The 13,203-nt window shown below is 70.0% G+C and carries 14 protein-coding genes; 13 read left to right on the top strand and 1 reads right to left on the bottom strand.

Going from position 1 to position 13,203, the window contains the following annotated elements; genetic code table 11:
- Position 1 precedes the first annotated feature (1 nt).
- The 7 genes from ruvX (at position 2) to E0H45_RS20010 (ending at position 7,476) form a co-directional block, all read left to right on the top strand.
- The gene (ruvX, locus tag E0H45_RS20040; RefSeq protein WP_131339399.1) at positions 2 to 460 is read left to right on the top strand and encodes a Holliday junction resolvase RuvX; all 459 of its coding nucleotides are present in this window, start codon (positions 2 to 4) and stop codon (positions 458 to 460) included.
- Between the two features lie 11 nt (positions 461 to 471).
- A complete protein-coding gene (gene mltG / locus E0H45_RS20035) occupies positions 472 to 1,665 on the top strand; it encodes an endolytic transglycosylase MltG (RefSeq protein WP_131339397.1) in 1,194 nt (397 codons plus the stop codon).
- A 1-nt stretch (position 1,666) separates the two neighbouring features.
- Positions 1,667 to 2,491: a shikimate dehydrogenase gene (locus E0H45_RS20030; RefSeq protein WP_131339395.1), complete on the top strand. Its 825-nt coding sequence runs from the start codon at positions 1,667 to 1,669 to the stop codon at positions 2,489 to 2,491.
- Positions 2,478 to 4,016 (top strand): FAD-binding oxidoreductase, encoded by a 1,539-nt coding sequence (locus tag E0H45_RS20025; RefSeq protein ID WP_131339393.1) that lies wholly within the window; start codon positions 2,478 to 2,480, stop codon positions 4,014 to 4,016. Before E0H45_RS20030 ends, E0H45_RS20025 begins: the two co-directional genes overlap by 14 nt.
- Positions 4,017 to 4,030: 14 nt before the next feature.
- Complete coding sequence (locus E0H45_RS20020; protein ID WP_131339391.1) at positions 4,031 to 5,080, top strand: DUF2330 domain-containing protein; 1,050 nt, start codon at positions 4,031 to 4,033, stop codon at positions 5,078 to 5,080.
- A gap of 19 nt (positions 5,081 to 5,099) precedes the next feature.
- Positions 5,100 to 5,807, top strand: a complete 708-nt coding sequence (locus E0H45_RS20015) for a prepilin peptidase (RefSeq protein ID WP_238155106.1) — start codon at positions 5,100 to 5,102, stop codon at positions 5,805 to 5,807.
- Between the two features lie 91 nt (positions 5,808 to 5,898).
- Positions 5,899 to 7,476, top strand: coding sequence for an FAD-binding protein (locus tag E0H45_RS20010; protein WP_131339387.1), 1,578 nt, complete (start codon positions 5,899 to 5,901; stop codon positions 7,474 to 7,476).
- A 1-nt stretch (position 7,477) separates the two neighbouring features.
- Here E0H45_RS20010 and E0H45_RS20005 read toward each other — a convergent pair whose 3' ends face one another.
- Complete coding sequence (locus E0H45_RS20005) at positions 7,478 to 8,587, bottom strand: ADP-ribosylglycohydrolase family protein (protein WP_131339377.1); 1,110 nt, start codon at positions 8,585 to 8,587, stop codon at positions 7,478 to 7,480.
- Positions 8,588 to 8,711: 124 nt separating this feature from the next.
- Here E0H45_RS20005 and E0H45_RS20000 point away from each other — a divergent pair, with 124 nt between their 5' ends.
- The 6 genes from E0H45_RS20000 to aroB are packed head-to-tail and all read left to right on the top strand — an operon-like array spanning position 8,712 to position 12,460.
- On the top strand, positions 8,712 to 8,912 hold the full coding sequence (locus E0H45_RS20000; RefSeq protein ID WP_131339375.1) for a hypothetical protein: 201 nt from the start codon (positions 8,712 to 8,714) through the stop codon (positions 8,910 to 8,912).
- Between the two features lie 49 nt (positions 8,913 to 8,961).
- Positions 8,962 to 9,225 carry a type II toxin-antitoxin system Phd/YefM family antitoxin gene (locus E0H45_RS19995; RefSeq protein ID WP_202872406.1) on the top strand — a complete coding sequence of 88 codons (264 nt, stop codon included), beginning with the start codon at positions 8,962 to 8,964 and terminating at the stop codon, positions 9,223 to 9,225.
- The gene (locus E0H45_RS19990; RefSeq protein WP_131339373.1) at positions 9,222 to 9,632 is read left to right on the top strand and encodes a type II toxin-antitoxin system VapC family toxin; all 411 of its coding nucleotides are present in this window, start codon (positions 9,222 to 9,224) and stop codon (positions 9,630 to 9,632) included. Before E0H45_RS19995 ends, E0H45_RS19990 begins: the two co-directional genes overlap by 4 nt.
- A 43-nt stretch (positions 9,633 to 9,675) precedes the next feature.
- Positions 9,676 to 10,875: a chorismate synthase gene (gene aroC / locus E0H45_RS19985; protein ID WP_131339371.1), complete on the top strand. Its 1,200-nt coding sequence runs from the start codon at positions 9,676 to 9,678 to the stop codon at positions 10,873 to 10,875.
- The gene (locus E0H45_RS19980; RefSeq protein ID WP_131339369.1) at positions 10,872 to 11,372 is read left to right on the top strand and encodes a shikimate kinase; all 501 of its coding nucleotides are present in this window, start codon (positions 10,872 to 10,874) and stop codon (positions 11,370 to 11,372) included. The genes aroC and E0H45_RS19980 overlap by 4 nt, the downstream gene beginning before the upstream one ends.
- Positions 11,369 to 12,460, top strand: coding sequence for a 3-dehydroquinate synthase (gene aroB, locus E0H45_RS19975; protein ID WP_131339367.1), 1,092 nt, complete (start codon positions 11,369 to 11,371; stop codon positions 12,458 to 12,460). Before E0H45_RS19980 ends, aroB begins: the two co-directional genes overlap by 4 nt.
- Positions 12,461 to 13,203: the final 743 nt, after the last annotated feature.

Here is a 13,203-nt window from a genome sequence, read left to right as displayed (position 1 = left end):
GATGAGGACGGGCGTGCGGATCGCGCTCGATATCGGCGATGCCCGGATCGGTGTCGCGAGCAGCGATCCGCACGGAATCCTGGCTACGCCTGTGGAAACCGTCCGGCGTGGGCCCGGCGATCTGGATAGGATCGCGGCACTCGCTGCCGAACTGGAGGCGTTCGAGATCGTGGTCGGGCTGCCGCGCTCCCTGTCCGGGGGCGAAGGGCCGGCCGCGGTGAAGATCCGGGAGACGGCGGCGCAGGTGCGGGACAAGGTACTGGTAGTGAACTCGGGGACGACGGTGCGGCTGGTGGACGAGCGGTTCACCACGGTCACCGCCGAACGGATGCTGCGGGAACGGGGAAAGAAAGGCTCCAAACGGCGGGCAGTGGTCGACCAGGCCGCGGCCGTCGTGATTCTGCAACATGCGCTCGACCTCGAGCGCGAGACCGGCAACCCACCCGGGAGGCCCCTGTGAACGGACCATCGGTGGATGAACAGCTCAACGAGGGCGAGGACCAGCGCGACGACGACCTGGGCACCGGCCTCGGGCTGCGCCCGGAGACCCGGGTCGAGCGCCGGGCGAACCGCCGCCGCGCGCGCGGCCGGCGCGCCTTCGGCTGCTTCGCCGGCCTGATCTCGCTGCTCGTCGTCGGCGCCCTGGTGGCCGGCGCGGTGGTCGGCTTCGGCAAGGGCAAGGACGCGCTCGAGGGACTCTTCTCCGCTCCTGACTACGAGGGCGCGGGCACCGGCACGGTGGTCGTCGAGATCACCAAGGGCCAGGCGACCGCGTCGATCGCGGACACGCTGGAGAAGAAGGAAGTCGTGAAGAGCGCCCGCGCGTTCGAGCGGGTGGCCCGCGACGATCCGCGGTCGCTGCAGATCCAGGCGGCCACCTACACGCTGCGCAAGCACATGTCGGCCAAGGCCGCTCTCGACCTGATGCTGAACACCGCCGAGTCGGTCCGGGTGGCCCGGGTCAGCGTCCCGGCCGGCAAGACCAAGGCCGAGGTCGCGGTGATCCTGCAGAGTTCGAAGATGAAGCTGCCGGCCGGCGCCGCCGCCACGGCACTCGGCAAGCCGGCTTCGCTCGGTCTCCCGCCGTACGCGCACAACAACGCCGAGGGCTTCCTGTTCCCGGGGACGTACGACGTGCCGAAGAACGCGAACGCGTACACGATGCTCAAGCTGATGACCGCCCAGTACGCGAAGACCGCCGCGTCGCTGGACCTGACGAACACCGCGGCCCGGAAGAAGCTCGACCCGTATCAGGCGGTCATCGTGGCCAGCATCATCGGCGCGGAGACGAACCGGTCGGAGGACTACGCCAAGGTCGCGCGGGTGATCTACAACCGGCTCGCGGCCGGGATGCGGCTGCAGATGGACTCGACGATCCACTATGTGGTCGGCAAGGACGGCGGTGTCTTCACCACGCCCGAGCAGCGCGAGAACCCGTCGCGGTACAACACCTACAAGTACAAGGGCCTGCCGCCGACCCCGATCAACTCGCCGACCCGCGACGAGCTACGGGCGGCGATCAACCCGGCGCAGGGCTCCTGGCTGTACTTCACGCTGGTCAACCTGGACACCGGCGAGACCGCGTTCGCGAGCTCGGCCGAGGAGCACCAGGCGAACGTGGAGAAGCTGCAGACCTGGTGCCAGGCCCACAAGGGCAGGTGCTGATTTGACCCGTTGTGCCGTTCTCGGTTCGCCGATTGCGCACTCGTTGTCGCCGGCCATGCACCGGGCCGCGTACGCCGCGCTCGGGCTGGACTGGAGGTACGACGCTTTCGAGGTCGAGGAGGACGAGCTCCGCGGGTTCGTCGCGTCGCTCGGTGACGACGTCCGCGGGCTGTCGCTGACCATGCCGCTGAAGCGGGTCGCGCTCGATCTGGTCGACACGGTCGACCCGGTCGCGGAGCTGATCGGCGCGGCGAACACGATGCTGTTCGAGCCGGACGGATCCCGGTCGGCGCACAACACCGACGTACCCGGGCTGGTGAACGCGTTCGCCGAGCGGGGCATCACCGTCGCCGACTCCGCCGTCGTGATCGGCGGTGGCGCGACCGCCGCGTCGACGCTCGCCGCGCTGCGCGGGCTGCGGGTCAGCGAGATCACCGTCGTCGTGCGGGACCTGTCGAAGGCCGAGCGGTTGCTCGATCTGGCCGCGGAGCTGGGATTCCGGACATCGGTCGCGGACTTCTCGCAGGTCGAGCAGATCGGCGGTTTCGACCTGTGCATCTCGACGCTGCCCGGCGGCGCGGTCGACCCGTGGGCCGAGCACTTCGCCGCCGTCGCGCCGGTGGTCTTCGACGTGGCCTACCACCCCTGGCCGACCCGGCTCGCGATCGCCGCGCACCGGATCGGTACAGAGCTGTTGAACGGACTTGACCTACTCGTGCATCAGGCGACCCTCCAGGTGGAGATGATGACGGGTAGGTCGCCGGCTCCTCTGGCGGCCATGAGGGCTGCTGCGCGTGAGGAGCTGGGGGATCGTGAGCCTGCTTGACCGTCGTACCGTCCTGATAGCCGGCGTCGCTGTCACCTTGGCCGGCTGCGGTGACTCGAAGGACTCAAGCAGTACACCGAGCCCGTCGCCGACTCCTAGTGCGACTGCACCGAGTTCGACGACACCACCTCCCAGCACGACCGTCCCCACGACGCCGAGCAGCACCCCGAGCACGTCGGCACCCACGCTGACGTCGACCGCGCCGAACTGGAACACCTTCGCCAGTTCCCTGAAGGGCCGCGTCTACCTGCCCTCCACCTCCGGGTACGCCGCCGCGCACCAGCTCTTCAACCCCCGCTGGGACAGCGTCCGCCCGACGGCCGTGGTGAAGGCCGCGAACCCCGCCGACGTGCAGAAGGCGGTCAACTTCGCCCGTACCAACAAACTCGTCCTCGTCCCGAAGAGCGGCGGCCACTCGTACGTCGGTGCGTCGACGATCGCCAACGGCCTGCAGCTCGACGTCGGCGCGCTGAAGGGCATGAGCTACGCGAACGGCGTACTCACCGTCGGCGCCGGGGCCCGTCTGTACGACGTACACGCGTTCCTCGATCGCTACGGCCGCTCGCTGCCGACCGGCACCTGTCCGACCGTCGGCGTCGCCGGCCTCACGCTCGGCGGCGGGATGGGGATCCACACGAGGACCTACGGCCTCACCTGCGACCGCGTCGTGTCGATGGGCGTTGTCACCGCCGACGGCAAGGCGCACAACGTCAGCGCGACCTCTGAGTCCGATCTCTTTGCCGCGCTGCGGGGGAGCGGCGGCGGCAACCTCGGCGTGGTCACGTCGTTCCAGTTCGCGACGATCCCGGCGACCAAGCTCGGCTTCTTCCGGCTGACCTGGCCGGAGTCGCAGGCGGCGGCTGTCGTCAACGGCTGGCAGAAGTTCGCCCAGAGCGCACCGACCACGGTCTGGGGCAACCTGCACATCGATGCCAAGAGCAACGGAACGCTGTCGATCCGGGTGCTCGGCGTCTCCACCACCGGTGACGGGACCGCGGCGGCCGCGCAACTGGAGTCGTTCGTCGGTGCGAAGGCGTCGGCACGGACGCTCTCGGTGAAGTCGCATCTGGAGGCGGTCCAGTACCTCGGTGGCGGTACGACGAGCCCGCGCCAGGGGTTCCTCGCCGGTTCCGACGTACTCAAGGGGCCAATGGACGCGGCGACGATCACCGGCCTGCTCGGTGCGGTGAAGGCGGCCGCGCGCGCCGGGACACCGGCGTCGGCGATCCTCGACCCGCTCGGCGGACAGGCCGCGAAGGAACCCGCCGGTGGCTCGTCTTGGCCGTGGCGTAGCGCGCTGGCCGTCATCCAGTGGTACTCGTCGGCGCAGGGCACGAGCGCGCAGACCTTCATCTCGAACGGTCACCGCGCGGTCCGGTCCTCCTCGGCCGGCGGCTACGTGAACTACGTCGAGTCCGGGCGGGCGGTCAGCTCGTACTACGGCGCGAGCGCGGCCAAGCTGCAGGCCGCGAAGAAGAAGTACGACCCGGCGAACTTCTTCCACACCCCGTACACCCTTAGCTAGCTAGTGTTCGGCCCGTGAAGCTTTGGCGTGTGATCGCGGGTGTGCTGGCTGCCGGATTCGTCGTGGCCGGGGTGACCCCTGCTTGGGCGTGTGCGTGCGGCGGCTACCTGCCGGACGCGCAGTCGCAGGCCCGGGCGTACGGCGAGAACGCGCTGGTCCAGCACGCCGGGGGCACCGAGCAGATCACGCTCTCGATGTCGGTCCACGGCGCGTCGAAGAAGGCGGCCTGGATCATGCCGGTCCCGGCGGCCGCGAAGGTCGACCTCGCCGACGACAACTACCTGTTCTACCGGCTCGACCAGCTGACGAAGCCGAAGCGCGTGGTGAAGAAGACGTACTGGCCGTTCCGCGATCTCGGCCTGGGCCGCGGTCGGGGTGACTCGGCCGGCGCCCCGGCGCCGGGAACCGGGGTGAGCGTCAAGGAGCAGATGACGCTCGGCCCGTTCGCGGTCACCCGGCTCGGCGGGACCAGCGGTACGGCGGTCACGGACTGGCTGCGCACGAACGGGTACGTCGTACCGTCGACGCTGGCCGCGAACCTCACGCCGTACCTGACCGAGAAGTGGGAGATCGTCGCGGTGAAGCTGGCGCCGAGGAAGGACGGCGAGAGCCTGTCCGGCGCGACACCGCCGCTGCGGCTGACGTTCGCGTCGGACCGGATCGTCTACCCGATGCGGCTGAGCAAGGGCGCGACCACGACCCAGACCGTCACGGTGTACGTCGCGGCGGAGCACCGGGTCGACGCCACGAAGGTGCCGGACGCCGACGTGACCCCGGAGCTGCTCTTCGCCGGCCGGGTCGACACCGACATGCTCCCCAAGCCGACTGACTTCCTGACCGCCTACACGGCGACGTACCGCGAGCCGGGCAAGATCACGGACGACTTCACGTTCACCCAGGCGGCGAACGACGACGAGTACCAGCGGGTCACGTACGTCACCAAGAACGAAGGGTTCTGGAGCACGGTCGCGGTGCTCGTCGGTCTCTTGCTGCTGCTGGTCGGTGGGGCGTTGGTCCTCGCGCGGGTGCTGGCCCGGCGGGCGGCCGCGGGCGTCCGCAAGTAGTCGTCTAGGGTCGTGGATCGTGCCGGCTGACAACGCGTTGCTCGCTGCGGGGATCGGCGTGATCGCCTGCGGCGCCGCGGCGTCCACGCTCGGTCCGTGGCTGATGCGGCGCATCCCCGAGCCGGAGCTCGAGGACGGCGAGACCAAGGTCTTGTACGCGTCGCTGGCCGGACGGCGAGCGACGTACTGGTGCGGTGGGCTCGCCGCGCTGGCCGGAGGCATTCTCGGCTGGATGCTCGGTCTGGACGCCGTGCTGCCCGCGTGGCTGGTGCTCGTGGTGGCCGGCTCGGTGCTCGGGTACATCGACGCGCGCACGCGGTTCCTGCCGTCGGTGATCATCTGGCCGACGTACTTCGTGGTCGGTGCCGGGCTGGTGGCCGCGGCGCTGGCGACGGGGGAGTGGGGCTCGTTGCGCCGGGCGGCGATCGCCGGAGCGATCGGGTTCGCGGTGTTCTACGTGCTGTGGTTCGCGTTCCCGCGCGGGGTCGGGTTCGGTGACGTGCGGTTGTCCGGGCTGCTCGGGATCGCGCTCGGCTGGCTCGGCTGGGGCGAGTTCGTGTCCGGGTTGTACGGCGGGTTCTTCCTCGGCGCGATCGTCGGCATCGTGCTGATCGCGGCCCGGATCATGACCCGCAAACAGATGGTCCCGTTCGGGCCGTTCATGCTCGTCGGGGCGTTGGCCGGCGTACTGCTCGGTGCTCCGTTGGAGCGGTTGTACGCCGGATAGGGGAGTCCTGCACTCCACCAGATGGCTGATGTGCGGACATCGCCCACCTTCCTAGGGTCGAAGCATTTCGAACTCTCGGGAGGGAATGTCAATGCCAGTCAGTCGTCGTGGTCTCCTGGCCGGAACAGCCGTTGCGGGTGCCGCACTCGCCATACCTGGTACGGCGTCGGCCGCCGTCGTCACCACCAGCGCCAAGATCGGCCCGGGTGACGTGCGCTATCAGGATCTCGTGCAGCGCGGCCAGAACCGCCGTTTCGTCGGCAAACCCGACTACGCGCGGGTGATCCAGTCGACCGAGGACGCCGTCGCGGCCGTGCAGGACGCGGTCCGCAGCGGGAAGCGGATCGCGGTGCGCGGCGGCGGACACTGCTTCGAGGACTTCGTGGACAGCAGCGACATCGAGGTGCTGCTGGACATGTCGACGTACGACGCGGTGACGTGGGACCCGCAGTACCGGGCCTTCTCGATCGGCGCGGGGGCGATCCTCGAAACCGTCTACAAGGAACTGTTCTTCGGGTGGGGCCTCACGGTGCCCGGCGGCGGGTGCCTCGGCGTCGGCGTCGGCGGTCACTTCAGTGGGGGTGGGTACGGGCCGCTGTCCCGCAAGTACGGTTCGGTCGTCGATCACCTGTACGGCGTGGAGATCGTGGTCGTCGACGCCCGTGGACGGGCGCGATCGGTGGTCGCGACGCGCGACAACGAGCACCGCGACCTGTGGTGGGCACACACGGGTGGTGGCGGCGGGAACTTCGGTGTCGTCACCCGGTACCTGATGCGCACCAACGGCACGTCCGGCCGGTCGCCGGCGGAGTCGTTGCCCAAGGCACCGGCCGCGTTGCGGTCCAGCCTGCTGCTGTACGACTGGAAGACGACGACACCGGCCGGCTTCCTGCGGACGGTGCGGAACTGGTTCGACTTCTTCGAGCAGCACAACACCGCGGACTCGCCGTACGCGACGCTCTACGCGCCGTTCATCCTCACGCACTCGTCGGCCGGGCAGTTCCTGCTCTCCACCCAGATCGACGCGGCCGCGCCGAACGCGGCGGAGCTGATGAACGCGTTCAACGCGGCGATGGTCGCCGGCGTGGACCCGAAACCGCAGGTGATCGACGCCGGTGAGGGGCCGTTCCTGCACACCACGATGGAGCGGTCGATCGGCGAGACGGCGTCGCCGGGGCGCGGGAAGTACAAGGCCGGGTACCTGAAGAAGGGGTACACCGACGAGCAGATCCTGGCGATGTACCGCGGGCTGACGGACTCGACGTACACCGGCCCGACGTCGTCGGTCCTGCTGGTCCCGTACGGCGGCAAGGTGAACTCCGTGCCGTCCGACGCGACCGCTGCCGCGCAGCGCGACGTGGTCGCCAAGATGGTGCTCAGCGCGTCGTGGGACACCGCGGCCGACGACGCCAAGAACCTCGCGTGGGCACGGAAGGTGTACGCCGACATCTACCGCGACACGGGCGGTGTCCCGGTGCCGAACGCGATCAACGCGGGGTCGTACATCAACTACCCGGACGTGGATCTGGCGGATCCGGCGTACAACAAGTCAGGCGTGCCGTGGCACGACCTGTACTACCTCGGCAATTATCCGCGGCTGCAGCAGATCAAGTCGAAGTGGGATCCGCGCAACGTGTTCCACCACAAGCTCTCGATCGAGCCGCGCTGAGTCACCAGCCGGGGTAGCGGGTGGTCCACGCGGTGTGCGGCCCGTAGTCGCCGTGCAGCCGCTTCCCCTGGCTGAACTCCAGCGCGAAATCGTCGGCGAGTTGGAGGATCACCGGACGTCCCTCGACGGTGAAGACGAGCTCTGCGGGCAGAGCCGTCTCACCGTGGAGAGCGCCGAGAATGTTCCCGCAGATCGCGCCGGTGGAGTCGCTGTCCCCGGAGTGGGTGACCGACAGCGCGAGGGCATCGAGGAACTGCTCCGGCTCCGGATAGACGAGGGCCGCGTAGACGGCGATCGCGAGTGCCTCCTCCGCGATCCAGCCGCCACCGAGACGCTCGACCGTGACCGGTCCGGGAGGTGCCGTCGCGGCCAGATGCCTGGCGAAGGCAAGCGCCGTACTGGTCTCCTCGTGGCCCTCGTGCTTGGTCAGGAGGTTTGTGGCAGTGGAGATCGCGTCGTCGATGCTGGCGCCGCCGCACAGTTCGCAGATGATCGCGGCCAAGGCACCGGAGGCGAGCTTGCCGGTCGGGTGACCGTGCGTGTACCCGGCGGCGGTCGCGGCCGAGTCGAAGATCCACTCGGCCGGGAAGTACTCCGGCAGCAGCCCGAACGGCGCGACCCGCATCACGCCGCCGCACCCCTTCGAGTCGTTGACCGCCTGGTCGCCGTACTGCGCGATCCGGGCCGCACCCTTGCGAGCCTGGGTCAATGCGGTCAGGCAGGTGTTGCCCGGCGCGCGGCGGGCGTACAGCCACTGCTCGCCCAGCAGCCAGCCGTCCTGCTCGCCATTAGGCCCCGGCAGGTTCTGCGTGTCCAGCCAGCGGTCGTACGCATGCTGTACGACGGCCACGGTGAAGCCGAGCCCGCGGTCGGTCCGCACGCTGGCCCGGATCAGGCCCTCGACCGTGAACAGGGTCATCTGGGTGTCATCGGTGATCGTCCCCGCAGGCCACCCTCCGGCGACGAACGTTCGCAGACCGTCCGGGTACTTCGCCAGGATCGACTGCGCGTCCTCGAACTCCACCGGCCCACCCAGCGCGTCCCCGATCGCACCCCCCAGCAGACATCCACGCACCCGCGCCCGCCACGTCTCCTCAGCCACCCGAGTCATGCCAGGACCCTATCCGGGGTGGTGCCAGCGCTACCCCCAAGACGGGATCTGGAGCCAGTTCGCGCGGCGCTCGCAGCTTCTACGGTCGTTGGTAGAGAGCAACGGATCGTAGAAGGAGCGAACGATGACCACCGCATTCCGTCGTACCGCCGGGCGCCTGGCCATGGCGGCCCTCGCCACGACCGCCCTCACGGGCGCCGCGATCGCCGGCGGTCAGGCAGCCACGGCCAGCACCAGTTGCAAGGACTCCCCGATCGCCAAGACCTTCAACGCGGTCCTCGCCGTCCGCACCGGCCCCACCCAGGACAACCAGGCCTGCGACTGAGATTGAGAATTCTGTCCAGTCTGTCTAGACTGTTCCCGAGGTGATGGTCATGACGGTTACGGCTGGGCAATGGCAGTTGCAAGAGGCGAAACAGCATTTCAGTGAGCTGATCCGGGCAGTCCGGACCGACGGTCCGCAGTTCGTGACAAGGCATGGCCAGCAGGTCGCTGTTGTGCTGGACATCGTGGACTACCGGCGGATGATCGGGGTGGAACTGGTGGATTTCAAGAGCTTCCTGGCCTCGGCGCCAGATCTGAGCGGTCTCGAGATCGAGCGCTCGACCGAGCCGGCGCGGCAGGTCGACTTCGAATGAGCTTTCTGCTCGACACGAACGTGGTGTCGGAGTTCCGCAAGAAGTCGCCGGATGCCGGCGCGGCCGACTGGATCGGCTCGGTCCGGTCGAGTCAGTTGTATCTGAGTGTTCTCGTGGTCGGAGAGATCAAGCAGGGTGTCGAGCGGCTCGCGGCCAGGGACCCGAAGCAGGCCGCCTCGATCGAGGACTGGAGGCAGCGGCTGGTCCGGGGCTACGCGGACCGGATCGTCCCGGTGTCCCTGGAGGTCGCCGAGGCCTGGGGTCGTCTGAACGCGGCCGGCCCACTCCCGCTGGTCGATGGGCTGATGGCCGCGACTGCACTCGTGCACGACTGGACATTCGTTACCCGCAACGCCGCCGACGTCGAGCACACCGGCGTACGGTTGCTGAACCCCTTCGACAACTGAGACCGCTGTCTGGATGGTGAGCCCGGCGTGAAAGAATCGGCGCATGCTGCGCTGGCTTACCGCCGGCGAGTCGCACGGACAAGCGCTCGTCGCCGTACTCGAAGGTCTTCCCGCAGGCGTTGAGGTCACCACGGACGACGTGGCCGACGCCCTGGCTCGTCGTCGGCTGGGCTACGGCCGCGGCGCCCGGATGAAGTTCGAGCGGGACGAGGTGACGTTCGTCGGCGGCTTCCGGCACGGGCTGACCCTCGGCAGCCCGGTCGCGATCGAGGTCGGGAACACCGAGTGGCCCAAGTGGGAACAGGTGATGAGCGCGGATCCGGTCGACGCGGAAACGCTGGCCGGCCTCGCCCGGAACGCGCCGTTGACCCGCCCGCGGCCCGGCCACGCCGACCTGGCCGGTATGCAGAAGTACGGGTTCGACGAGGCCCGCCCGGTGCTCGAGCGCGCAAGCGCCCGCGAGACCGCGGCCCGCGTCGCGCTCGGCGAGGTCGCGGCCCGCTTCCTCCGCCAGGCGTACGGCGTGACGATCGTCAGCCACGTCGTCGAGCTCGGCACCGTCAAGGCGCCGTACGGCGTGATCCCGGCGTACGGCGATGTCGCGGCGCTGGACGCGGACCCGGTCCGCTGCCTCGACCAGGACGCGAGCAAGCAGATGGTCGCCGAGATCGACGCCGCGCAGAAGGCCGGTGACACGCTCGGCGGCGTCGTCGAGGTCGTCGTCGACGGACTCCCGCCGGGCCTCGGCAGCTACGTGCACTGGGACCGCCGCCTCGACTCCAAGCTCGCCGGCGCGCTGATGGGCGTCCAGGCGATCAAGGGCGTCGAGCTCGGCGACGGGTTCGAGCTGGCCCGGACACCGGGCTCCAAGGCGCACGACGAGATCGTCGCCGAGGACGGCTCGGTCCGCCGGACCAGCGGCCGTTCGGGTGGCACCGAGGGCGGGATGAGCACCGGCGAGACGCTCCGGGTCCGCGCCGCGATGAAGCCGATCGCGACCGTCCCGCGCGCCCTCCGCACGATCGACACCGCCACCGGCGAGGCCGCCGCCGCGCACCACCAGCGCTCGGACGTCTGCGCCGTACCGGCCGCCGGCATCGTCGCCGAGGCGATGGTCGCGCTGGTGCTGGCCGACGTCTCGCTGGAGAAGTTCGGCGGCGACTCGGTCGCCGAGACCGCACGCAATCACGAGTCGTACCTGGCGAACCTGCCGAAGACGATCACCCCGCGGGAGTGGGAGTGAGCCCGGTCGTCGTCCTGGTCGGCCCGCCCGGATCGGGCAAGTCCACGATCGCGGCGCTGCTCGCGAAGCGGCTCGGCGTACCGCACCGCGACACCGACACGGACATCGAGGCCGGCGCGGGGAAGCCGATCTCGGACATCTTCGTCGACGAGGGTGAGCCGCACTTCCGCGAGCTCGAGCGCGCGGCGATCGCGGCGGCACTGCAGGGCGACGGCGAGGTGCTGTCGCTCGGCGGCGGCGCGATCCTCGACGCCGGCACCCGCGCGGACCTGGCCGGCCACACCGTGGTCTTCCTCGACGTCAGCCTGGCGGAGGCGAGCAAGCGCGTCGGCCTCAGCGTCGCGCGGCCGTTGCTGCTCGGCAACGTCCGGACCCAGCTCCGCAACCTGATGGAGGCCCGTCGTCCGCTGTACGGCGAGGTCGCCAAACAGACCGTGCTGACCGACGGCAAGACCCCGGACCAGATCGCTGACGAGATCCTGGAGCAGCTCTCGTGAGCGCCCGGATTCGCGTCGAGGCGGCCGCGCCGTACGACGTTGTGATCGGCAACAACCTGCTCGGGGAACTGCCCGCACTGCTCGGTGACGGCGTGCAGCGGGTCGCCGTCGTCCACCCGCGGGCGCTGCGCTCGACCGGTGACGCGATCCGCGACGACCTGACCGGCTCCGGGTTCACCGCGCACGCGATCGAGATCCCGGACGCCGAGGAGGCCAAGACCGCCGAGGTGCTGGCGTACTGCTGGTCGGTCCTCGGGCAGGCCGGCTTCACCCGCTCGGACGCGATCGTCAGCGTCGGCGGCGGGACGACGACCGATCTCGCGGGCTTCGTCGCCGCGACCTGGCTGCGCGGCGTGAAGGTCGTGCACATCCCGACCACATTGCTCGGCATGGTCGACGCGGCCGTCGGCGGCAAGACCGGGATCAACACGGCCGAGGGCAAGAACCTGGTCGGCGCGTTCTGGGAGCCGGCCGGCGTACTGTGCGACCTCGCCTCGCTCGAGACGCTGCCGGTCAACGACTACGTCAGCGGCCTCGCGGAGGTCGTGAAGTGCGGCTTCATCGCGGACCCGGTGATCCTCGACCTCGTCGAGAAGGACCCGGCCGGCGCCACAAGTCCGTCGTACGGCGCGACCGAGGAGCTGATCGCCCGATCCATCCAGGTAAAGGCGGACACGGTCGGCGCGGACCTGCGCGAGCGGACCACCGCCGCGGGCGGGCCGATCGGGCGCGAGGCACTCAACTACGGGCACACGCTCGGCCACGCCATCGAACGCGTCGAGCGGTACAAGTGGCGCCACGGCGCCGCCATCAGCATCGGCATGATCTTCGTCGCCGAACTGTCCCGCGCCGCCGGCCGCCTGGACGACGCCACCGCCGACCGCCACCGCACCGTCCTGGAGTCCCTGGGCCTCCCCGTCACCTACCGCCCCGACGCCTGGCCCCACCTCCAAGACGCCATGAAACTAGACAAGAAAACCAGAGCCAACCGCCTCCGCTTCGTAATCCTGGACGCCCTAGCCAAACCCACCATCCTCGAGGCCCCCGACCCCAGCCTCCTAATAGCCGCCTACACCGAAACCACCTAACCCCCCACCCGCCGCGCCCCCGCCACGCCGGCAACCCCCCCGGGCCCGTTGCACAGAATCCGGTGCCCAAACACCTGCCAATCCCTGTCCCACACCCCCGCACCGCGCGCTCCGCCCCCGCACCGCGCGTTCCGCCCCGCACCGCGCGTTCCGCCCCGCACCGCGCGTTCCGCCCCGCACCGCGCGTTCCGCCCCGCACCGCGCGCTCCGCCCCTGCAGCCTGTGCTGTGCCCCGCCCCCCCGTCCCCCGGGGGACCGCCATTTGTGCCGTTGCACAGAATCTGGTGCCTGGGCACCTGGTATTTCCTGTCTCACGCCCCCGACCCGCGGGCTATGCCCCGACTTCCGTTCCGCGCCCCCGCACCCGCCTCCCGCGCCCATCTCCGCGCCGACTTTGTGCCGTTGCACAGGGACTGGTGCCCAGGCAGCTGCTATTTCCTGTCTCACGCACCCGCGCCGCGTGCTGCGCCCCCACGTCCTGGGCTGTGCCCCCGCGCCGTGTCCCCGCGACCCGTGCCCTGCCGTGCCGTGCCGAGCCGTGCCGAGCCGTGCTGAGCCGTGCCGTGCCGTGCCCGGTGGCGTGCCGCATGCCGCACCCCCGCGGGTGCCGGCTCTTGTCGCGTTGCGCAGGAACTGGTGGCTGGGGACCTGGTATTTCCTGTCTCACGCCCCCGCGCCGCGTGCTACGGCCCGACTCCCGTTCCGCGCCCCCGCGCGCATGTCCCGCGCCCAACGCCACGCGC

The sequence above is a fragment of the Kribbella soli genome, assembly GCF_004331345.1.
In the GTDB taxonomy this organism is placed as follows: domain Bacteria; phylum Actinomycetota; class Actinomycetes; order Propionibacteriales; family Kribbellaceae; genus Kribbella; species Kribbella soli.
Note: the sequence above shows the minus strand (reverse complement) of the source record. Positions and strands in the feature narration are given on the sequence as shown.

Excerpts from the sequence above, each read along its gene's own strand:
- ruvX (WP_131339399.1), top strand. The coding sequence starts at position 2 with ATGAGGACGGGCGTGCGGATCGCGCTCGATATCGGCGATGCCCGGATC.
- E0H45_RS20010 (WP_131339387.1), top strand. The coding sequence starts at position 5,899 with ATGCCAGTCAGTCGTCGTGGTCTCCTGGCCGGAACAGCCGTTGCGGGT.
- E0H45_RS20005 (WP_131339377.1), bottom strand. The coding sequence starts at position 8,587 with ATGACTCGGGTGGCTGAGGAGACGTGGCGGGCGCGGGTGCGTGGATGT.
- E0H45_RS20000 (WP_131339375.1), top strand. The coding sequence starts at position 8,712 with ATGACCACCGCATTCCGTCGTACCGCCGGGCGCCTGGCCATGGCGGCC.
- E0H45_RS19995 (WP_202872406.1), top strand. The coding sequence starts at position 8,962 with ATGACGGTTACGGCTGGGCAATGGCAGTTGCAAGAGGCGAAACAGCAT.
- E0H45_RS19990 (WP_131339373.1), top strand. The coding sequence starts at position 9,222 with ATGAGCTTTCTGCTCGACACGAACGTGGTGTCGGAGTTCCGCAAGAAG.
- aroC (WP_131339371.1), top strand. The coding sequence starts at position 9,676 with ATGCTGCGCTGGCTTACCGCCGGCGAGTCGCACGGACAAGCGCTCGTC.